At 64.4% G+C, this 18,858-nt stretch carries 22 protein-coding genes; 8 read left to right on the top strand and 14 right to left on the bottom strand.

Features of this window, described 5'->3' with window-relative positions; all coding sequences use genetic code 11:
- Positions 1-62 precede the first annotated feature (62 nt).
- The 4 genes from P8Y39_01035 (at position 63) to P8Y39_01020 (ending at position 3,701) form a co-directional block, all read left to right on the top strand.
- The gene (locus P8Y39_01035) at positions 63-869 is read left to right on the top strand and encodes a helix-turn-helix domain-containing protein (protein ID MEJ2190918.1); all 807 of its coding nucleotides are present in this window, start codon (positions 63-65) and stop codon (positions 867-869) included.
- 48 nt (positions 870-917) lie between these two features.
- Positions 918-1,793: a phosphoribosylaminoimidazolesuccinocarboxamide synthase gene (locus tag P8Y39_01030; GenBank protein ID MEJ2190917.1), complete on the top strand. Its 876-nt coding sequence runs from the start codon at positions 918-920 to the stop codon at positions 1,791-1,793.
- A 157-nt stretch (positions 1,794-1,950) separates the two neighbouring features.
- Positions 1,951-2,931 (top strand): ATP-binding cassette domain-containing protein, encoded by a 981-nt coding sequence (locus P8Y39_01025; protein ID MEJ2190916.1) that lies wholly within the window; start codon positions 1,951-1,953, stop codon positions 2,929-2,931.
- A complete protein-coding gene (locus tag P8Y39_01020) occupies positions 2,928-3,701 on the top strand; it encodes an ABC transporter permease (GenBank protein ID MEJ2190915.1) in 774 nt (257 codons plus the stop codon). Before P8Y39_01025 ends, P8Y39_01020 begins: the two co-directional genes overlap by 4 nt.
- A gap of 167 nt (positions 3,702-3,868) precedes the next feature.
- On the opposite strand, the gene P8Y39_01015 is transcribed toward P8Y39_01020, so the two are convergent.
- Both P8Y39_01015 and P8Y39_01010 read right to left on the bottom strand, forming a co-directional pair.
- A complete protein-coding gene (locus P8Y39_01015) occupies positions 3,869-4,105 on the bottom strand; it encodes a hypothetical protein (protein MEJ2190914.1) in 237 nt (78 codons plus the stop codon).
- A 191-nt stretch (positions 4,106-4,296) separates the two neighbouring features.
- Complete coding sequence (locus P8Y39_01010; GenBank protein MEJ2190913.1) at positions 4,297-5,049, bottom strand: protein kinase; 753 nt, start codon at positions 5,047-5,049, stop codon at positions 4,297-4,299.
- 132 nt (positions 5,050-5,181) lie between these two features.
- On the opposite strand from P8Y39_01010, the gene P8Y39_01005 reads away from it, so the two are divergent.
- Positions 5,182-5,562: a PA2779 family protein gene (locus tag P8Y39_01005; protein MEJ2190912.1), complete on the top strand. Its 381-nt coding sequence runs from the start codon at positions 5,182-5,184 to the stop codon at positions 5,560-5,562.
- A 69-nt stretch (positions 5,563-5,631) separates the two neighbouring features.
- On the opposite strand, the gene P8Y39_01000 is transcribed toward P8Y39_01005, so the two are convergent.
- The 12 genes from P8Y39_01000 to P8Y39_00945 all read right to left on the bottom strand — a co-directional run bounded on the left by P8Y39_01000 (position 5,632) and on the right by P8Y39_00945 (position 16,881).
- Positions 5,632-7,329 carry an AarF/ABC1/UbiB kinase family protein gene (locus P8Y39_01000; protein MEJ2190911.1) on the bottom strand — a complete coding sequence of 566 codons (1,698 nt, stop codon included), beginning with the start codon at positions 7,327-7,329 and terminating at the stop codon, positions 5,632-5,634.
- A gap of 10 nt (positions 7,330-7,339) precedes the next feature.
- On the bottom strand, positions 7,340-7,663 hold the full coding sequence (locus P8Y39_00995) for a hypothetical protein (GenBank protein ID MEJ2190910.1): 324 nt from the start codon (positions 7,661-7,663) through the stop codon (positions 7,340-7,342).
- A 29-nt stretch (positions 7,664-7,692) separates the two neighbouring features.
- Positions 7,693-10,332 carry an alanine--tRNA ligase gene (gene alaS / locus P8Y39_00990; GenBank protein ID MEJ2190909.1) on the bottom strand — a complete coding sequence of 880 codons (2,640 nt, stop codon included), beginning with the start codon at positions 10,330-10,332 and terminating at the stop codon, positions 7,693-7,695.
- Positions 10,329-10,685, bottom strand: a complete 357-nt coding sequence (locus tag P8Y39_00985; GenBank protein ID MEJ2190908.1) for a hypothetical protein — start codon at positions 10,683-10,685, stop codon at positions 10,329-10,331. Before P8Y39_00985 ends, alaS begins: the two co-directional genes overlap by 4 nt.
- Positions 10,685-11,149, bottom strand: coding sequence for a RecX family transcriptional regulator (locus P8Y39_00980; GenBank protein MEJ2190907.1), 465 nt, complete (start codon positions 11,147-11,149; stop codon positions 10,685-10,687). Before P8Y39_00980 ends, P8Y39_00985 begins: the two co-directional genes overlap by 1 nt.
- A 7-nt stretch (positions 11,150-11,156) precedes the next feature.
- Complete coding sequence (locus P8Y39_00975) at positions 11,157-12,311, bottom strand: PilT/PilU family type 4a pilus ATPase (protein ID MEJ2190906.1); 1,155 nt, start codon at positions 12,309-12,311, stop codon at positions 11,157-11,159.
- 1 nt (position 12,312) lies between these two features.
- Positions 12,313-13,299: a recombinase RecA gene (recA, locus tag P8Y39_00970; protein MEJ2190905.1), complete on the bottom strand. Its 987-nt coding sequence runs from the start codon at positions 13,297-13,299 to the stop codon at positions 12,313-12,315.
- Between the two features lie 40 nt (positions 13,300-13,339).
- Positions 13,340-13,921, bottom strand: coding sequence for an RNA 2',3'-cyclic phosphodiesterase (gene thpR, locus P8Y39_00965; protein MEJ2190904.1), 582 nt, complete (start codon positions 13,919-13,921; stop codon positions 13,340-13,342).
- Positions 13,922-13,993: 72 nt separating this feature from the next.
- Entirely contained in the window at positions 13,994-14,452 is a 459-nt protein-coding gene (locus P8Y39_00960; protein ID MEJ2190903.1) for a phosphatidylglycerophosphatase A, read from the bottom strand.
- Between the two features lie 9 nt (positions 14,453-14,461).
- Positions 14,462-14,887, bottom strand: a complete 426-nt coding sequence (locus P8Y39_00955) for an OsmC family protein (GenBank protein ID MEJ2190902.1) — start codon at positions 14,885-14,887, stop codon at positions 14,462-14,464.
- Positions 14,884-15,831, bottom strand: coding sequence for a 3-hydroxy-5-phosphonooxypentane-2,4-dione thiolase (gene lsrF / locus P8Y39_00950; GenBank protein ID MEJ2190901.1), 948 nt, complete (start codon positions 15,829-15,831; stop codon positions 14,884-14,886). Before lsrF ends, P8Y39_00955 begins: the two co-directional genes overlap by 4 nt.
- 21 nt (positions 15,832-15,852) lie before the next feature.
- A complete protein-coding gene (locus P8Y39_00945; protein ID MEJ2190900.1) occupies positions 15,853-16,881 on the bottom strand; it encodes an alcohol dehydrogenase catalytic domain-containing protein in 1,029 nt (342 codons plus the stop codon).
- A 193-nt stretch (positions 16,882-17,074) separates the two neighbouring features.
- Between P8Y39_00945 and P8Y39_00940 the strand changes: the two genes are divergently transcribed.
- Genes P8Y39_00940 through tpx form a run of 3 tightly spaced genes read left to right on the top strand, consistent with a single transcriptional unit; the run spans position 17,075 to position 18,715 of the window.
- Positions 17,075-17,530, top strand: a complete 456-nt coding sequence (locus tag P8Y39_00940) for a CBS domain-containing protein (GenBank protein MEJ2190899.1) — start codon at positions 17,075-17,077, stop codon at positions 17,528-17,530.
- 6 nt (positions 17,531-17,536) lie between these two features.
- Positions 17,537-18,184, top strand: a complete 648-nt coding sequence (locus P8Y39_00935; GenBank protein MEJ2190898.1) for a nitroreductase family protein — start codon at positions 17,537-17,539, stop codon at positions 18,182-18,184.
- A gap of 9 nt (positions 18,185-18,193) precedes the next feature.
- Positions 18,194-18,715, top strand: coding sequence for a thiol peroxidase (gene tpx, locus P8Y39_00930; GenBank protein ID MEJ2190897.1), 522 nt, complete (start codon positions 18,194-18,196; stop codon positions 18,713-18,715).
- The last annotated feature ends 143 nt before the right edge of the window (positions 18,716-18,858 follow it).

Below are 18,858 nucleotides of genomic sequence, written 5' to 3'. Positions count from 1 at the left end.
GCAGCAGCGTCCAACCCCGTACGGGCTTGACAGCGGGGGCCGGGTCTCTTATATTAACTCCCATGGTAGTCAAGAGGCTCATCGAGAACCTCATGTACACCGGCCTTACCGAGTACGAGGCCAAAGCCTACATGGGCCTCCTGGTCAAAAGCCCCGCCACCGCCTACGAGCTGGCCAAGGAGTCGGGCATCCCCACCTCGAAAATCTACGAGGTCCTCTCCCGCCTGGAGGAAAAGGGCGTGGCCCTGCCCACAGGGGCGGAAGGCGGCAGGAGATACATCCCCATGGAGCCCGAGGAATTCGTCGAAAGCAGGCGGTTCATGATGGAGGCGACGCTTCAGTACCTGAGAAACGACCTCGGCAGCACGGGGGCGGGACAGGCCTCCTTCTACATCTGGCATATCGGCGAGTACGGGCCCCTCCTGGACAAGGCCCGCAGGATGGCTGGCGGGGCCGCAAGAACCCTTCTCCTTTCCCTCTGGGCCGAGGAGATGGAGGCCCTGGAGGGCCCTCTCCGGGACGCCCTGGGAAGGGGGGTAAAGGTGGCCTCGCTTCATTTCGGCGTGCCCGCGGTCCGGGTAGGACAGGTATTTTCCCACCCCATCCAGGGCATTGCAGGAGGCCGGAAGCGGAGCTTCGTCATGGTTTCGGACTCCAGGGAGGCCGTCACGGCCGCAATAGCAAGAGACGGCTCCGTCGAGGGGGCCGGGAGCGCCAACAGGGGATTTGTCGCCCTTGCCGAGGAGTACGTCAGGCACGACATCTACATGATGAAGATAGCCAGGAGATTCGGCCCGGGCCTGACGAGGGCCTTCGGCGGACGGTTCGAGAAGCTCCGGGACGTCTTCAGCGACGAGGAGGCCGGCTGAGGCTTTCCTTTACAAAGTCGCGCTCCTTCCGCATATAATATACGCCTTATGGGCATGGTCTTGAAAACGGAGATACCCGCCCTGGGGAAGCCGCGCCGGGGAAAGGTCCGGGACATCTACGACCTCGGCGAGCACCTGCTCCTTGTGGTCACCGACCGCATCTCCGCCTTCGACGTGGTCCTCCCCGGCGGCATCCCGGGCAAGGGAAAGGTCCTTACCGAGATAAGCCTGTTCTGGTTCCGCCGGATGAAGGACCTCATGGAAAACCACGTGGTTTCGGCCAGCGTGGCGGACTTCCCCCCGGAGCTTCACGCCTATGGAGAGGTCCTCGAGGGACGGAGCCTTCTGGTCAGGAAGGCCGAGGTCATCCCCGTCGAGTGCATCGTGCGGGGCTATCTTTCCGGAAGCGGATGGAAGTCCTACCAGAAAGACGGCACCGTCTGCGGCATCGCGCTCCCCGGCGGGCTTCGCGAGTCCTCCCGGCTTCCGGAGCCCCTTTTTACCCCGAGCACCAAGGCCGCGGCGGGCCATGACATCAATATCTCCTTCCGGGAGATGCAAAACACCGTGGGCACGGAGACCGCCCGCCTCCTGCGCGAGAGGAGCCTCTCCATTTACGCCAGGGCGTCGGAGCTGGCCGAGAAAAAGGGCATCATCATCGCCGACACCAAGATGGAATTTGGCCTCCGCGAGGGGCGCGTCATCCTCATCGACGAGCTTCTGACCCCGGACTCCTCCCGCTTCTGGTCCCGCCGCCAGTACGAGGAGGGAAAAAGCCAGGACAGTTACGACAAGCAGATCGTGCGGGACTATCTCCTCACCCTGGACTGGGACCAGAGCCCGCCGGGACCGGAGCTGCCGCCGCACATCGTGCAAAAGACGGCCGAGCGCTACCGGGAGATACTCGAAATCCTCACCCACTAGGGGGGACCAGTCCCTTTGTATCTCTTTCCTTGATGGTCTCGGTTCGGGACGGTCCCGGCCCGGGACGGTCTCGTCCTTTGCGGCCTTCTGCTATAATGGGGAGGTGCGGCGGGCGGCGCATCTCCGGAAGGCGCCTTCCCCTCCGGACCTTCACTCCATGGCCATCATTCAGGTTGAGAACCTCAGAAAGACCTTCGGGCCCATAACGGCCGTCGAGGACCTGTCCTTCGAGGTGCGGGAGGGGACCATCTTCGGCTTCCTCGGCCCCAACGGCGCGGGCAAGACCACCACCATCAACGTCCTGTGCACCCTGCTTGCTCCCACCGCCGGGACGGCCCGCATCGACGGGCACGACTGCATGAGGGAGCCGGCCGCCGTCCGGAAGGCCATCGGCATCGTCTTTCAGGACACGACCCTGGACAAGGACCTCACCGCCTACGAAAACCTGGCCTTCCATGCGTACCTCTACGGGGTGAAAAAGAACGAGGTCAGAAAGCGGGCCCATGACGCCCTTCAGTTCGTGGGCCTGTTCGAACGGCGGGACGACCTGGTGAAGCACTTCTCGGGGGGCATGAAGCGGCGGCTCGAGGTGGCCCGGGGCGTCATGCACCGGCCCAGGGTCCTTTTTCTGGACGAGCCCACGCTGGGCCTGGACCCGCAGAGCCGCGCCAACCTCTGGGAGTTCATCACCATGCTGCCGGAGAAGCACCAGGTGACCGTCTTCATGACCACGCACTACATGGAGGAGGCCGAGGTCTGCTCGCGCATCGCCGTCATAGACAGGGGCAGGATAATCGCCGAGGGAAGCCCCGAGGAGCTGAAAAAGACGGTGGGCGGAGACGTCATCTCCTTGAGGACCACGGACAATGCGCGGGCCGCGGAAATCCTGAAGGAGACCCTGGGCCTCTCCCCCGAGGTCAAGGGGCCGGAGATTTCCATAACCGCCGAGCGGGGGGAGGCCTTCGTCCCCGAGGTCATCAGGGCGCTTGCGGACATGGTCGTCTCGGTGCGCATGGAAAGGCCCACCCTGAACGACGTCTTCCTGAGCCTCACGGGCAAGGCCATCCGGCCGGAGGCCGCCAGGGGGGCCGACACCATCAGGGAGGAGATACGCGCCTACAGGAGGCGCCGCGGGTGAGCGTCCTCGGATTCAACGCCGTATACGTCATCGTGTCCCGGGAGCTCAAGAAGTTCGTCCGGGAGCGGAGCCGGCTGGTGGCCACGGTGGCGCGCCCCCTCATCTGGCTTTTCTTCGTGGGCGCGGGCCTGAGCAGGCTGGTCCGGCCCGTGGAGGGGGTCACCTACACCCAGTTCATCTTCCCCGGCATCCTGGGCATGACCATCCTGTTCAGCAGCATCTTCTCCAGCATATCCATCATATGGGACAAGGAATTCGGCATGATGAAGGAAATCCTGGTCGCGCCGGTCTCCCGGTTCTCCATCGTCGTGGGCAAGGCCCTGAGCGGCACCGTCGTCTCCACCATACAGGCCGCGCTCATCCTGTGTTTCTTCCCCCTGCTGGGAATCGAGCTCGGGGCGCTTTCCATAGCGGGCGTCATCATAATCTGCGCCCTCGTGGCCTTTTCCATAAGCAGCTTCGGCATCGTCCTGGCCACGTTCTACGAGAGCTACGAGAGTTTCAGCGTCATCATGAATTTCATCGTCATGCCCATGTTCTTTCTCTCCGGGGCGATGTACCCGGTGAAGCTCCTTCCGGAAATCCTGAAGGTCGCCTCCAAGGCAAACCCCCTTACCTACGGCGTGGACGCAATCAAGCACCTGACCACACCGATGGAAGCCGGGGTCCTGAGCCCGGACTTCCCCCTGGGGCTGGACATCGCCGTGGTCTGCGCCGTCTCCACTGTCTTCGTTACGGTCTCCTCGAAGCTCTTCGAGCGCAGGGCCTGAGAAGAATATGGAGTCAAAAAGGCCGAACAGGCCGACGTCTTAGAGCTTTTGGCCTATTTAAAAGGAGGTGTGAGGGTGCACCCCGGGGTGCATTGCAAAGCTTTCGATGGGCTCAGACGAAGGAAAGCGCATCGGGACGATGCGCTTTCCTTCCCGTTGGTCACCCCCTAGGACGCCTGATACATGACGTAAGACTTGTCATAATGGGGGCTGTTGTAAAACTCGCACTGCATGCACGAAGGAAGCTTCTGTGCAAAGGTGCCCTGCACGGCGCCTCCACAGAAGGTGCCCGCGATGCGGGCACAGTGCTTGCCGTGGTTCGGGTAGGCGGGACAGATGCCCAGCTTCTCGGCATTCGCTCCGCCCGCTTCTCGCCCGCACTGCTTGAACTCCCAACAGTTCATCGCTACCTCCCCTTCTTCTGTACTTACGCGCCCGTGTGCGTTTAAGCAAGAAAAGTGCCAAAAACGCACACCTGGGGAAAACGTCCTAAGCGGAGAGGATAAAAGCACTTTTGCCGTTCGGGGGTACGGCGGGCGAAGGATGATAGAGACGCAAATGGTCAAATCTGACGGATTCCGGCATTCCCGGGGGCTTACCACTGCATCGTTTCCAGGTGCTTGCGGAGCTGCCCCATGGAGCGGAACTTCCTCAGGATGAGGGAGCGTTTCAGGCCCGAGATGATGTACTTGACCGCCTCGGGCTGCCGGGCATAATGGCGGGCCCCGCCCAGGCACTCGTAGAAGACCCGGATGAGGTCCACGATGTCCTGCTGCTTGTTCTCGCGCCTGGGGGCCTCCCAGTGGTACAGGTCCAGGAGCTTGATGTCGAAGGTGAGGCCGTAGCGGCTGACGATGATGTTGGCCAGGTGCAGGTCGCCGTGGTACTCGCCCTGCTGGTGGATTTGTTCAATCCCCCGGACCAGGGCGTAGAGGAGGTGAACAGCCTCGAAAGGACTCAGGCGGCGGCCGGGCAGGGCCTTGAGGAGGTCCGAGAGAAGCTCGCCCTCCACATACTCCGAGATGAGGGCCATGATGGGCATGCCCCTGAAAGAAAAGGTCTCCTCCGTGTGGTACTTGATGATGACCGGGCAGTGCCGGAGCTTGTGCAGTTTCTTGGCATAGCGGCGGGCCGTCCTGCCCCGCGGGTTGCGCTGTGGAAAGAAGAGCTTGGCGGCGCGCTCTATGCCGGTGCGGACCTCGACGATCTTGTACACCTCCCCCTCCCAGCCCGAGCCCAGGAGGGAGAGGACCTCGTACTTTCTGTTGATGCGAAACCCGGGCTCCAGGCCGAAGGCCTCGATCTCCGCCCTGCTCTTTGCGCGCCCCACGGGGACGGTTCGCTTCATACATGACATTGAAGCCTAAAACAATGTTTATTTCAAGGCCGTTGCCGGACGGGGCCCCAAGCGCCTCTTTACAGCGGCCTCCCCGAAGCTGTAATCTTACGGGTCCTTTCACTACATCTCATGGAGGCTCCTATGGCGAGGAAAACCTTCTCTCTCTTTCTTGTCGGCCTCATGCTTTCACTTTCGGTGGCGCCCCGGGTGGAGGGGGCCTTCACGCCTTCCCGGACCCTTGCGCTTTCCGGGCCTGAGAGGGCGGAGGACCTTGCCAGGGTCCGGACCGTGCTCGAGAGCAAACTGGTCCGCGAGCGGCTTTCCGCCCTGGGATATGACGCCGGGGAGGTGCAGGGCAGGCTGGCCGGGCTCAGTGACGCGGAGCTTCACCGCTTGGCCCGGCGCCTGGAGGATGCCGTGCCGGCCGGGGACGCCGGGACGACGGTGGTGACCCTCCTGGTCGTGGTTCTTCTCGTCATCGTCCTCCTTGAGCTGACCGGCCACAGCGTGATTCTCCGATAAGCGCTTCCGGCCCGCGGAGAGAGCCCCTTCGCTTCGCCGGTGGACCGAAGGGCACCCGGGGGTGCCCCGTTACAGCCTGCCGGAGCGGATGATGCTGACGAGGAGCCAGACGCCCAGGATGGCGGCAAACCCGAAGGTGATGAAGCCCAGCACGCTCATCCCGTAGATGGTGGGCCCCACGCCGGTGGCGTGCATGATGGCGGAGCTGATGAGGATGGAGCTTACTATCATGGCGAAGGACACCCGGTTGCTCGAGCGGTCCATGTCGCGGATGAAATGCTCAAGCCCCATGTGGGTGAGCTTCATGTGAATGTCGTTTCTGAGGACCTTGCGGATGATCTTCTTCATCTGCTTGGGCAGGAAGACGAAGAACTCCGTGGCCTCCTGCACCTCGTTGGCGGCCTCGCGGACCACCTTGCCCGGCCGGAAGCGCTCGCGCATGAGCTTGGTGACGTAGGGCTCGGAGGCGGACATGAAATCGAAATCCGGGTCAAGGCGCGTCCCCAGGTCCTCCAGGACCAGGATGGCCTTGTCGATGAGGAGAAGGTCGGAGGGTATCCTGAGGTTGTGGCGCATGGCCAGGTGCACCACGGTCTCCAGGTACTGGGCGAAGTCCAGCTCCCTCAGGGTCAGGCCGTACAGGGGCTCCAGGAGGTCCACGAGGTCAGCCTTGAACTCCTTGCGGAAGTCCTCCAGGTCCACGTCCTCCGGAACGAGGCCCAGCTCTATATACCGGTCTATGAGCTTGTCCCAGTCCTTGTAGATGAAGGCCACGAACGTGCTGGCCAGGGTGGTCTTCATCTCCTCGGTCACCCGGCCCACGATGCCGAAGTCCATGAACCCCATCTGCCCCGACGGCATCACGAATATGTTGCCCGGATGGGGGTCGGCGTGAAAGAAGCCGTCCTCCAGTATCATCTTGAAGTAGGCGTCCACGCCGATGCGGGCCAGCTCCTTGCGGTCGTGCCCCAGGCGCTCGATGCCCGCGATGTCGTCCACCCTGACGCCGTGGATGCGCTCCATGACCAGGACCCGCTCGGTGTTGAACTCCGGGTAAACCACGGGGATGTAGACGTTGACGTTCCCCTCGAAGTTCCTCCGGAAGCGGCAGGCGCTCCTGCCCTCCTGGACGAAGTCCATTTCCCGCTTCACGTTCTTCTGGAACTCCTGGACGATTCCCATGGGATTGAAGAACTTCGCCTCGGGGATATTGGCCTCTATGAGCCGGGCCATGGTCAGAAGTATCTCGATGTCGACGTCCAACTGCTCCCGGATGTCGGGGCGCTGGACCTTGACGACCACGTCCGTCCCGTCAAGCAAGGTGGCCGGGTGCACCTGGGCGATGGAGGCCGCGGCGAGTGTTTCGTCCCCGAAATGAAGGAAGGCCCGGTCCAGGGGCATGCCCAGCTCATCCTCGACGATGCGCCGGGCCTCCTCCGCGGGGAAGGGAGGCACCTTGTCCTGGAGCTTCTTGAACTCGTCGGCGTAGCGCGGCGTGATGAGGTCGGGCCGGGAGGAGAGGACCTGGGCGAGCTTGATGAAGCTCGGCCCGAGCTCGGCAAAGGCGCGCCTCAGCCGTTCCGGCACGCTGGGCTCTCTCATGGACGGCCACTTGCCGAAGCTCTTCAGTCGCCTGAGCAGGGGTATGTGCCGCCCCAGCTGGATGCGGTCGATGATGCTGCCGAAACCGTGCTTCAGAAAGACATTGACGACCTGCTGGAGCCGCCGGGCCGTCTTGTATGTCTTGGTCAGCCGGAAAATATCCACCGGCCCCCTGTCAGGAACCCGCTTGCTGCTTCTGGGCCTTCTCTATCCGCTCGATACGGGAGGAGAGGGTCTTCATCTCCTTGTTGAGCTTGTCGATGTCGCCTTTTGTGGAGAGGTTCATCCTCTGGAGGGTCTTGGACATGACCTCCGCGATGGTCTCGTTCAGCTCGGTGGTGCTCTTCTCGGCCTTTTCGCTCCACTCCTTGACGAGCTTGGCGCCCTGGGACTCGCTGATCTCGCCCTTCTTGACGAGCTCGTCTATGTACTCCCGCACCTTGTCCTGCATCCCGAAGCCGGCCAGGAGCGCTTTCCTCACAGATTCAAAGACATCCATCGGGCACCTCCGCGGTCTGGGTTAGAGGTTCACGAACCCTGCTCTTTTTCCACTATATCGTATACGGTTTGAAGTGCAGTGTCCAGTTTCTCGGTCTGCCGGGTGCCCCCCTGGGCCAGGTCTGCCTTGCCCCCGCCCCGTCCCCCGGAGGCCTCGGCCACCGCCTTCAGGATGCGGCCAGCCGACAGCCGGTCCGTGAGGTCCTTGCTCACCATGGCCAGCAGAGAGGCCTGGGAATCGACCACCGAGGCCAGGACCACCACGCCCGAGCCCAGCCGGTCCCGGACGTGGTCGGCGAAGCTCCTGAGGTCCTTGGGCGAGAGGCCCTCGAGCTTCTGGGCCACCACCTTCACCCCCCCGACCGTGCGCGCGCCGGCCAGGACGTCGCCGGAGCCCTTCCGCATGGCCGCCCCTTTCAGCCTGTCCCGCTCCCGCTCGAGCTCCCTGAGCTGCTCCACGAGCTCCCGCACCTTTGCGGCCGGATGCTCCGGGGCCTTGAGCATGGCCCCGATGCTCCTGAGCTCTTCTTCCTCGTGCTTCATGTGCGCAAGGGCTCCCCTGCCCGTCAGGGCCTCTATGCGCCGGATGCCCGAGGATACGGAGCCTTCGCTCCGCAGGACGAAGAGGCCGATGTCCCCCGTGGCCCGCACATGCGTGCCCCCGCAGAGCTCCCGGCTCACCCCGGGCACGCTCACCACCCGGACGGTCTCGCCGTATTTCTCCCCGAAAAGGGCCAGGGCTCCCGCCTTCACCGCTTCCTCCACGGTGGAGACCTCCGTCTGGAGCGGGACGTTCTCCATGACCATCTCGTTGACCAGCGTTTCCACGGAGGCCATGTCCTCGCCGCTCAGGGCGGTGAAATGGGTGAAGTCGAACCTCAGCCTGTCGGGCTCCACCAGGGAACCGGCCTGCTTGACGTGCTCCCCCAGGACGGAGCGGAGCGCCGCCTGCAAAAGGTGGGTCGCGGTATGGTTGCGCATGACGGCTCGCCGCCGCTCCTCGTCCACCCGGGCCCGCACCTTGGCCCACACCCTGAGGGTGCCCCGCTTTACCCGGACCAGATGCACCGGCAGGTCCTCCAGGGGCTTCTCCGTGTTCAGGACCGCCAGGACCACGCCCTCGGCCTCCAGCGTGCCGGTGTCCCCCACCTGTCCGCCGGCCTCCCCGTAGAAGGGGGTGCGGTCGAGGATGACCTCCGCCTCCCCGCCCTGGGCGACCTCCTCGACGACCTTTCCGTCCTGGATGACGACCTTGACGAGGGCGTCCGCCTCCGTACGCTCGTAGCCCAGGAACTCCGTCGGGCCCGCCTCCTCGCGCACTTCCCTGTAGATGGGGGCGATGGCCCGCTCCTCGCCCACCCAGGAGGCCCGGGCCCTCTCCCTCTGGGCCTCCATGGCCTCGTGGAAGCCGGCCTCGTCCACCTGGAGCCCCTCGTCCAGCGCCACGTCCCGGGCGAGGTCCAGGGGAAAGCCGAAGGTATCGTACAGGCGGAAGACCTCCCCTCCGGGAATGAGCCTCTCGCCGGAGGCCCTCACCTTGCCGATAAGGTCCTCCAGGATGCGCATTCCCTGCTCCAGGGTGCGCCCGAAACGCTGCTCCTCCATCTCGAGAATCTTTTTCGCCCGCTCCATATCCTCCAGGAGCTCCGGGTAGGTCTCCCCCATCGCCTCTCCCACGGCCTCCAGGACCTTGAAGAGAACGGGCCCTTCCGCCCCCAGAAGCCGCGCGTGGCGGGAGGCCCTCCTGATAATGCGGCGGAGCACATAGCCCCTCCCCTCGTTGGCCGGCATGAGGCCGTCGCCCAGGAGAAAGGCCGCGGCACGGGCGTGGTCGGCCATGACCCGGATGGAGACGTCCGTGCCGGCGCCCGAGCCGTAGGGCACGCCGGTCTGCGCGGATATGGACTGGATGATGCCCGCGAAAAGGTCGGTGTCGAAGTTGTTCCCCTTGCCCTGGAGCACCGCGCTCAGCCGCTCCAGGCCCATGCCGGTGTCGATGCTGGGGTTGGGCAGGGCGCTGAGGTTGCCGCGCTCGTCGCGCTCGTACTGCATGAAGACCAGGTTCCAGAGCTCCAGGTACCGGTCGCACTCGCAGCCCACCCGGCAATCGGGCTTCCCGCAGCCCATCTCCTCTCCCTGGTCTATGAGAATTTCCGAGCACGGCCCGCAGGGGCCGGTGTCGGCCATCTGCCAGAAGTTGTCCTTCACGCCCAGGCGGACGATCCTCTCCCGGGGAACCCCCACCTCCTCCTGCCACAGGGCCTCGGCCTCGTCGTCCTCCTCGAAGACCGTAACCCAGAGCTTTTCGGCGGGAAGGCCGCAGCGCCCGGTGAGGAGCTCCCAGGCCAGGGCGATGGCCTCGCGCTTGAAGTAATCCCCGAAGGAGAAGTTGCCCAGCATCTCGAAGAACGTGTGATGCCGGCTCGTATGGCCCACGTTCTCCAGGTCGCTGTGCTTGCCCCCGGCCCGCATGCACTTCTGGCACGTCGCGGCCCGGGCGTAATCGCGCTTCTCCTGCCCTAGGAAGACCCCCTTGAACTGCACCATGCCGGCGTTGGTAAAAAGCAGCGAGGGGTCGCTGCGCGGCACAAGAGAGGAACTGGGTACCACCTCGTGCCCCTTCTCCCTGAAATACTCAAGGAAAAGGTGCCGGATTTCGCTGCCTTTCATCGCGCCTCTTGCGGGGGCTCTATCTTGATAAGGGGTTTCTTCTCATTGCCCATAAGGCCGGTCAGCACGCCATCGGCGAAGATGAGCTTGGTCTCCGTGCCCGGGAACCGCCCGTAGGTCCATATCTCGACGAACCGGCCCTGCTTGTCGGGCCCGGGGATTTTCACGTCCTTGGGAGCGCCCCAGGCGTACCGCACGGCCGTCGGGCTCATCCCCAGCGCTATCTCACCCTTCTTGATGTGTTCCTGCACGTCCGGGGAAAACGCGTCTATCTCGGAAGGCGAGTATCTCACCCCCTTTGAGCACCCCGCCAGAAACACAAGCAAAACGGCAGCCGCAAACCATATCCGCATTACTCGTCCTCCTCCTCGATGTCCTCTCTCAGGGCCCTCCGCGCGGAGCGCGAGGAAAAGCCCCTCCGCCTCAGGCTCCCGAGAATCCGCCTCTTCCGCACGCCTTCGGGCAGGTGCGCCATCCGCCGCCGCTCCCTCTGGACGAGCCTCCGCGCGACCCCCTGCTCGTCGTACGCCTCGAGGGCCTCCCGGGCATCGCCCGAACCTATGCCCATGGCCTCCAGGTAGCGGCGGGCTCCCGCCTCCCCCAGGAGGCGGACGTCTTCGGCCCTCCCGCGCAGGGTCCGCGCCCACCGGGCGTCATCCAGAAGGCCCTGCTCATCGAGAAACTCGAGGACCTCCTGCACCACCTCCGGGCCATGGCCCTTTTTCCCTAGGCGAAAGGCCAGCTCCTTCCTGCTCCTCTCACGGTATCTGAGGAGCCTGACGGCGTGCCCGAGGGCCCGGCGAAACTCTTCCGGCATCCTTCCCCTACTTGGAGAACCTCTCTATCTCGATGTCGTCGTCCGGGGAGTCGATGTCCGGCAGGTCGTCCTCCGAGAACTCGGAGGTGGAGTGCACGCCCTTGACCTTGAGCTTGAAGTCCTCGGGATTGGTGGCCCACTGGAGGGCCTCCTCGTAAGCGACCACGCCGCCCTTCAGGTGCTCCAGGATGGACTGGTCGAAGGTCTGCATCCCGTAATGCAGCTTACCCTGGGCGATGTAGTCCCGCATGAGAGGGGTCTTCGCGGGGTCCGTGATGCACTCCCTGATAAGGGAGGTGGCCACCAGCACCTCCACCGCGGGGACCCGTCCCTTCCCGTCGGCCCGGGGCATGAGCCTCAGGGAGATGATGCCCCTCAGGATGGAGGCCAGCTGCGTGCGAATCTGGTTGTGCTGGTGCGGCGGGAAGGACGAGATTATCCTGTTGACCGTCTCCGCGGCGTCCAGGGTGTGCAGGGTGCTCATGACCAGATGCCCGGTCTCCGCCGCCGACATGGCAATCTCCATGGTCTCCAGGTCGCGCATCTCCCCCACCAGGATGACGTCGGGGTCCTGCCTCAAGGCGGCCCTCAGGGCCACGCTGAACGAAAGGGTGTCCGTGCCCACCTCGCGCTGGTTGACGATGCCGCGCTTGTCCCGCTGACGGTACTCGATGGGGTCCTCGTTGGTGACGATGTTGACGGTCCTGTTGGCGTTGACGTGGTCTATCATCGAGGCCAGCGTCGTCGTCTTGCCGCTCCCGGTGGTGCCGGTGACCAGGATGAGCCCCCTGCCCGAAAGGGAGACATCGCTCAGGATGGACGGCAGGTTCAGCTCGGCGATGGTGGGCACCTTCATGGGGATGAGCCGGAAAACGACCCCTATGGCCCCCCTCTGGACGAACACGTTGCAGCGGAACCTGCCCAGGCCGGGCACGCTGTAGGCGAAGTCCAGGTCGTTTTTCTTCTTGAAGGCCTCCCTCTGCCCGGGCGTCATAACCGAAAGGCCCAGCTTCATGCCCTCCTCGTAGGTGATGCGCTCCGCGGAGTCCGTGGCGACCAGCCTCCCATGGATCCTGAGCACGGGGGGAGAGCCCACCTTCAGATGAAGGTCCGACGCCCCCCTGTCGATGGCTGCCTTCAGAAGCTCCTTGATATCCGGCATGTCAGCCCCCTAGGGATGCCATGATTTTTGTCTCTATCTCCTTCTGGACCTCCGGGTTGTCCTTGAGGAACTTCTTGACGTTCTCGCGCCCCTGCCCGATGCGTCTGCCGTCGTAGCTGTACCAGGCGCCCGCCTTCTCGATGATGCTCCTGTCCACGCCGAGGTCCACGAGCTCTCCCTCGCGGGAGATGCCCTCGTTGAAGTAGATGTCGAACTCCGCCTGCCTGAAGGGCGGGGCCATTTTGTTCTTGACCACCTTGACCCGGGCCCGCCCGCCTATCAGGGTCTGGCTTTCCTTGATGGTGTCGATGCGCCGGATGTCCAGCCTCATCGAGGAGTAGAACTTCAGGGCGTTGCCCCCCGTGGTGGTCTCGGGGTTGCCGAACATCACCCCTATCTTCATCCGTATCTGGTTGATGAATATCAGGGTGGTCTTGCTCTTGGAGATGGCCGCCGTGAGCTTCCGCATGGCCTGGCTCATCAAGCGCGCCTGAAGCCCCGGCAGCGAGTCGCCCATCTCGCCCTCTATCTCGGCCTTGGGCACGAGGGCCGCCACGGAATCGATGACGACGATGTCCAGAGCGCCGCTTCTGACCAGGGTCTCGGCCACCTCCAGGGCCTGCTCCCCCGTGTCGGGCTGCGCAACCAGGAGGTCCTCGACCTGAACCCCCAGCCTCCCGGCGTAGACCACGTCCAGGGCATGCTCGGCGTCGATGAAGGCCGCCGCGCCCCCGGCCCGCTGGGCCTGGGCGATGGCCGTCAGCGCCAGGGTGGTCTTTCCCGAGGACTCGGGACCGTATATCTCCACCACCCGTCCGCGGGGATACCCGCCGATGCCGGTGGCCAGGTCCAGGGCCAGAGAGCCCGAGGGGATGGTCTGCACGTGCTCGACCTCCTGGTCCCCGAGCCTCATGATGGCGCCCTTCCCGAAGCTCTTCTCTATCTGCGCGATGGCCGATTCCAGGGCCTTCATCCTGTCCTTGTTCATCCCTCCTCCTCGCATGCTGAATGCCGGTATAACCTATACACTATAACGCATATGCCCCGTTTTCTCCAAGGGGTTCCCCGCCCTCCAGAGCAACCCTGAAAAGCCGCGTATAACGGGAGCCGCCGGGCCCCAGGTCGCTTCTGACGAGGGAGACGCCCTGCACCCGCATCTGTCCGAAATCGGCCTGCTCCATCTCCCGAAGCACCCCCATCAGGGGGCCCGCCCCCCGGGGGTCCTTCACCCTCCCCAGCGTGAGGTGGGGGTTGTAGGGCCTTCCCTCGTCCTCGAACCCCAGGGAGACGAGGGCCTCCTCCACGCCGGCCTGCAGCCTTTGAAGGGGCTCCGGGTTTTCCACGCCTATCCATATCACCCGGGGGCGCCGGGGGTCGGGGAAGACCCCCACGCCCCGGAACCGGACGCTGAAGGCCCCGTGCCCTTTGACAGCCTCCCCGAGGCGCGCCTCGATATCGGGGAGCATGCTCTCGGGGGTTTCGCCCAGGAACTTCAGGGTCAGGTGGAAGTTCCGGGCGGGCGTCCACCGCACCTTCCCGCCCTTTGAGCGGAGGTGCTCGGTGCCCTTGCCGATGAGGTCCTTGAGGGCATCGGGAAGCTCTACTGCCACGAAACATCGAAAGTCCATAGGGTCGCCGTAAAAAGACGGAAGGCTCTTCCGGCTCCGGGAAAGCAGGCCCTCCTATGCCAAAAGACGCCAGGCCTGAAGCAGCAGGTTGACAAGGAGGCCCGCGGCGAGGTCGTCCACCATCACCCCCCAGCCGCCCCCCGAGCTCTGCAGCCCGTCTATGGGCGGCGGCTTCAGTATATCGAAAACCCTGAATAAAATGAAAGCCGCAAGGAAATATCCCATCGTCCGGGGCAGGAAGGCCATGGCCACCAGGAAGCCGGCGAACTCGTCGATGACGATGCAGCCGGGGTCCTTCTCTCCCATGACCCTTTCCATCTTATCGGCCGCCCAGGTGCCGCCCAGTACGGAGGCTATCGTCAGTATCAGGTAGGAAGGCCAGGGCAGTTTTGTCAGGGCCACCACGGCCAGCGCCGCCAGGGTTCCCATGGTCCCCGGGGCCACGGGCACGAACCCCAGGTAGCCCACCGTAGCCACGAGCTTGAAGAGGACTCCGCCCCCTTGCTCTCCCATGGCCGGGGGCTACGCCTCTTGTATGGTGTAGGAGAACTCTATCCTGGCCGTCCCCTCCAGGGTTGCCTTGACCGAGCAGTATTTCTCCATGGAAAGCTCTATGGCGCGCTTGACGGCTGCCTCCTCGACACCCCTGCCCCGCACCGCATAGACCAGGCGTATCTGCTCGAACCCCTGGGGATGCTCCTCCGCCTTGCCGCCCTCGACCCTGATTTCAAGGCCGGTGAGGGCCTGCTTTTTCTTCCTGAGGATGGAGACCACGTCCATGCCGGTGCAGCCGCCGAGCCCCAGGAGAAGCATCTCCATGGGCCGGGGCCCCGAGTCCCTGCCCCCGAACTTCTCCACGCCGTCCATGACCACCGCGTGGCCCGAACCGGTCTCGCCCACGAACTGGAGGCCGTCGACGAAGGTCACTTTTGCCGAGACCGTGCTCATCTCGGCCTCCTCCTGCCCGAGGCCTTGAGCGACAGGTACATGTCATGGGCCTTCCTGGGGCTCATGCCCTCGTGGACCACCGCGCGGACGGCCTGTATCATGGCCACCGGGTCCTCGGCCTGAAAGATGTTGCGCCCCATGTCCACGCCGGCCGCCCCGCGGCGGACGGCGTTGCCGGTGAGCTTGAGAGCGTCGGGCTCCGGGAGCTTCTTGCCCCCGGCCATCACCAGAGGGACCGGACAGGTCTGCACCACCCGCTCGAAATCGTCGCAGTAATAGGTCTTGACGAAGTGCGCCCCCAGCTCGGCGGCTATGCGGCAGGCCAGGGCCAGGTAGCGGGCGTCCCTGACCATGTCCTTTCCCACGGCGGTGACGGCCAGCACCGGGATGCCCCAGCGGGTGCCCTCGTCGATGAGCCGGGCCAGGTTCTGGAGGGTCTGCTTCTGGTACTGCGCGCCCACGTAAATGGAGAGGGCCACGGCCGAGACGTTGAGCCTCGCGGCGTCCTCCATGGCCACCGTGATTTCCTCGTTGCTGAGCTCCCCGAGGATGCTGTTTGCCCCCGACACCCTGAGCACCACGGGAGTGTCGAAGAGGGGGGAGACCGAGGTCCGGAGCCCGCCCCGGGTGGGCATCAGCGCGTCGGCGTAAGGAAGCAGGGGCTCCAGGACGGTCCTCAGGTCCTCCAGGCCCGTCGTGGGCCCGAGGAAATACCCGTGGTCCACGGCCAGCATGACGGTCCTTCCGGTGGCGGGCTTGATGATGCGGGCGAGCCGGTTTCTCATCCCCCAGTCCATGGCGTGTCCGCCGCTGAGCGCGCCCTTGGCGTGCGCTTCCTCGGAGGCCTGAAAGGCCCCGTCGTTCCTCGTCCTTCTGTTCTTTCGAGCGCGGGCGGGCGCTTGAGCCCGTCCCTTTCCCTGGACCATGCCGTCGGTGTCAGCCACGTCATCCTCCATTCATTGTGTTCATTCCTGGGGCCTTATTATAACCTTAATGGACTCTCCCGCCCCGGCCACCAGCCCGAAGCCCTCCCGGGTCCGCGCCAGCGGCAGGGTGTGGGTTATCATCTCCTTCACCCGGACCTTCCCCTGGGCGATGAGGTCCCTGGCCGCGACGTGCTCGGCGTAATTTGCCGCGTAGGTGGAGGTGAGGGTGACCTCGTTGCGCCAGAAAAGGTCGTTTATGGCAAGGGGCACCGCGGCGTCGGGCTCCCCGGGGGCGAAAAAGAGCACCGTCCCCCCGCGGTCCACGCTGCTGAAGGCCTGCTCCACGGCCCCCCGGGCGCCGGTGGTGAGGATGACCACGTCCGCTCCGCGCCCCCCGTTGAGCCTCCGGAACTCCCCGGGGACGTCCCCCCGGGCGTCCAGGGCCCCGTGAGCCCCGTGCGTCCTCGCAGAGCGAAGCCTGTAGTCCACAAGGTCCGTCGCGGCGACGGGCTGGGCCCCCAGGGCCCTGGCCAGGGCGACATGCAAAAGCCCCGAGATGCCGCTTCCCAGGACGAGCACCGCCGAGCCCAGGGAGACTCCCGCCTTCCTCTGCCCCCTCCACACGCAGGCCAGGGGCTCGATGAAGGTGGCCTCGTCGAAGGACATTCCCCCGGGCAGCTCGTACACGCCCCTGTCGACGTTGATGGCCGGCAGGAGCACGTACTCGGAGAACCCTCCGGGCAGGAATTTCGTGCTCCTCAGGGTGTCGCAGACGGTGTGGTGGTCCCGAAGGCAGTAGCGGCAGGTGTTGCAGGGCACGTGGTGGGAGGCCGACACCCTCTGGCCCGGACGGTAGCGCGTCACCCCGGGGCCGGCCTCGGCGACCTCCCCGCCTATCTCGTGCCCGAGCACCAGGGGGGTCTTGCCCGCCCGGTACCACTGCATGACGTCGCTTCCGCAGATGCCGCTGGCCATGACCCTGAGGAGCACCTCCCCCGGCCCCGGCTCCGGCCGGGGCATCTCCTCGAGCCGGACGTCATCGTTGGCATAATACATGGCGACGCGCATCGCTCTCGCTCCCGGAAAAATTTCTTAGAATGTAAACGCAAAGGCCGTCCGCTGTCAAACAAAAACGCCCCGCGCACCACTGCCCCGCGGCCTTGACATCGTCCCTTCATGTGCTACCCTTCGATTAGGGGACAAGGGGGAGGTTGTACCAAGGGGAGGTTGTACCAACTTTTCCAACGAAAGGAGCCAGCACATGTCCTGCATAGCGGCCAAAGACATAATGCATCCGCGCGTGAGCATCGAGGCCAAGGAAAAGGGCTCGGAGCTGGTCAAGAAGCTCATGTCGCCCTATCCCGCCCTGCCGGTCGTGGACGAGAAGGGCACGGTCCTGGGCATCGTCTCCGAATACGACGTCCTGGACGCCGTCAGGGAGGGACGCACCATACACGAGTTCGACGCGGAGACCATCATGAGCTGCGGGCACATAGAGCACAGCGACGTGTGCACGGAGCCCATCGTGGTCTCGCCGGACACCACCATCGAAGACATAGTGGAGATTTTCTACGGCCAGCGCATCTCGGTGATTCCGGTGGTGGGCCATCAACTGGAGCGCAAGCCCCTGGTGGGCATCATCACGCGCACATGCATCGTCAACGCCCTTGCCGAGAAGGGGTTCTGGAAAGAGCACGAGTTCCAGAAGAGAGTGTAGGGCGCGATGGAGGTTATCGAGGCGCTCAAGAGACGGAGGTCCATCAACTTTTTCAAGCCCGGAAAGGAGGTCCCCGAAGAAAAGCTCACCGAGCTTCTCCGCCTGGCCAACCTCTCCCCCTCCTCCTTCAACGTGCAGCCCTGGCGCGTGGTGGTGGTTCGGGACGCCGAGCGGAAGAGAACCCTCCGCACATGCGCCCTGGACCAGCCCAAGGTCGAGGAGGCCTCGGTGGTGCTCATCATGGTGGCCGACCCGGACTTCCTGGAGAAGAACTTCCCGCGCACGCTACGGAGCTGGGAGGAACTGGGCTACACGAAGCCCGAAAAGCGCGAGGGGTACATGCAGTTGGCCCGCCGGCTTTACAGCGAGAAGCCCGACGCCCTCTCCCGGAGGTACACGGCCCTGAAGAATACCGCCCTTTTCGCCATGTGCCTCATGCTGGCCGCCCAGGGACTGGGCCTCGAGACCCATCCCATGGACGGGTTCGACGAGGGCTGCGTGAAGAAAGAGTTCGGAATCCCCGAGGACAAGATAATCCCGATGCTGGTGGCCGTGGGGTACCTCAAGGATGGGGTGGAGCTCCTGCCCAGGGCCTGGCGGCGCGACCTCGAGGAGTTTGTCAGCTACGAGTCCTACGGCGAGCAAGGAGGCTGAAGTGGCGATATGGAAACACTGACCGAACGCAAAGGCATCGTGACCGCGAAGGGGAAACCCGTCACCCTGGTCGGCCCCGAGCTCAAAAAAGGGGACAAGGCCCCGGACTTCCGCATTCTGGATACGGAGCTGAACGAAAAAACCCTGAAGGACTTCTCCGGCACCGTCAAGCTGATAAGCGTGACGCCTTCGCTGGACACCTCCGTGTGTAACAGGCAGGCGCGGACCTTCGACGCCCGGACGGAAGACCTGGGCATCGCCGTGTTGAACGTGAGCATGGACCTGCCCTTTGCCCTGGAGAGGTTCGTGCAAGAGGCGCATCCCGTGCGCCTCAAGGCCTTCTCCGACCACAGGGAGGCATCCTTCGGGACCGCTTACGGGGTGCTCATGAAGGAGCTGAGGCTCCTGGCCCGCTCTGTCTTCGTCGTGGACAAGGACGATGTCATCAGGTACGTCCAGATAGTGCCGGAGATGACGGACGACCCGGATTTCCGCGCGGCCATGGAGGCCCTGAGGCCGGTGTCGGGGTAAAGGGAGGAGGACGGCCCTTGCCTGTCCGCGAAGCGGAGGCGGCACGCAGGGAGCGCGCCGCGCGAAGCAGGGGGGGCGAAAGCCCCTTTTTCTCTTTTATTGCCCCGGCAATTACTGCCAAGAGCATGATATAGTTCACTATC

It is taken from the genome of Nitrospirota bacterium, assembly GCA_037386965.1.
Taxonomy (GTDB): domain Bacteria; phylum Nitrospirota; class Thermodesulfovibrionia; order Thermodesulfovibrionales; family JdFR-86; genus JARRLN01.
The sequence above is the reverse complement of the archived record's forward strand: the minus strand, read 5'-3'. Positions and strand labels throughout refer to the sequence as shown.

Coding starts and splice junctions, on each gene's coding strand:
- P8Y39_00995 (MEJ2190910.1), bottom strand. CDS start 7,663: ATGGATGTCTTTGAATCTGTGAGGAAAGCGCTCCTGGCCGGCTTCGGG.
- P8Y39_01030 (MEJ2190917.1), top strand. CDS start 918: ATGGGCATGGTCTTGAAAACGGAGATACCCGCCCTGGGGAAGCCGCGC.
- P8Y39_00980 (MEJ2190907.1), bottom strand. CDS start 11,149: ATGCCGGAAGAGTTTCGCCGGGCCCTCGGGCACGCCGTCAGGCTCCTC.
- alaS (MEJ2190909.1), bottom strand. CDS start 10,332: ATGAAAGGCAGCGAAATCCGGCACCTTTTCCTTGAGTATTTCAGGGAG.
- P8Y39_01015 (MEJ2190914.1), bottom strand. CDS start 4,105: ATGAACTGTTGGGAGTTCAAGCAGTGCGGGCGAGAAGCGGGCGGAGCG.
- P8Y39_00955 (MEJ2190902.1), bottom strand. CDS start 14,887: ATGAGCACGGTCTCGGCAAAAGTGACCTTCGTCGACGGCCTCCAGTTC.
- P8Y39_01025 (MEJ2190916.1), top strand. CDS start 1,951: ATGGCCATCATTCAGGTTGAGAACCTCAGAAAGACCTTCGGGCCCATA.
- P8Y39_00940 (MEJ2190899.1), top strand. CDS start 17,075: ATGTCCTGCATAGCGGCCAAAGACATAATGCATCCGCGCGTGAGCATC.
- P8Y39_00945 (MEJ2190900.1), bottom strand. CDS start 16,881: ATGCGCGTCGCCATGTATTATGCCAACGATGACGTCCGGCTCGAGGAG.
- P8Y39_00935 (MEJ2190898.1), top strand. CDS start 17,537: ATGGAGGTTATCGAGGCGCTCAAGAGACGGAGGTCCATCAACTTTTTC.
- P8Y39_00985 (MEJ2190908.1), bottom strand. CDS start 10,685: ATGCGGATATGGTTTGCGGCTGCCGTTTTGCTTGTGTTTCTGGCGGGG.
- P8Y39_00960 (MEJ2190903.1), bottom strand. CDS start 14,452: ATGGGAGAGCAAGGGGGCGGAGTCCTCTTCAAGCTCGTGGCTACGGTG.
- P8Y39_01035 (MEJ2190918.1), top strand. CDS start 63: ATGGTAGTCAAGAGGCTCATCGAGAACCTCATGTACACCGGCCTTACC.
- P8Y39_01010 (MEJ2190913.1), bottom strand. CDS start 5,049: ATGAAGCGAACCGTCCCCGTGGGGCGCGCAAAGAGCAGGGCGGAGATC.
- tpx (MEJ2190897.1), top strand. CDS start 18,194: ATGGAAACACTGACCGAACGCAAAGGCATCGTGACCGCGAAGGGGAAA.
- P8Y39_01005 (MEJ2190912.1), top strand. CDS start 5,182: ATGGCGAGGAAAACCTTCTCTCTCTTTCTTGTCGGCCTCATGCTTTCA.
- P8Y39_00975 (MEJ2190906.1), bottom strand. CDS start 12,311: ATGCCGGATATCAAGGAGCTTCTGAAGGCAGCCATCGACAGGGGGGCG.
- recA (MEJ2190905.1), bottom strand. CDS start 13,299: ATGAACAAGGACAGGATGAAGGCCCTGGAATCGGCCATCGCGCAGATA.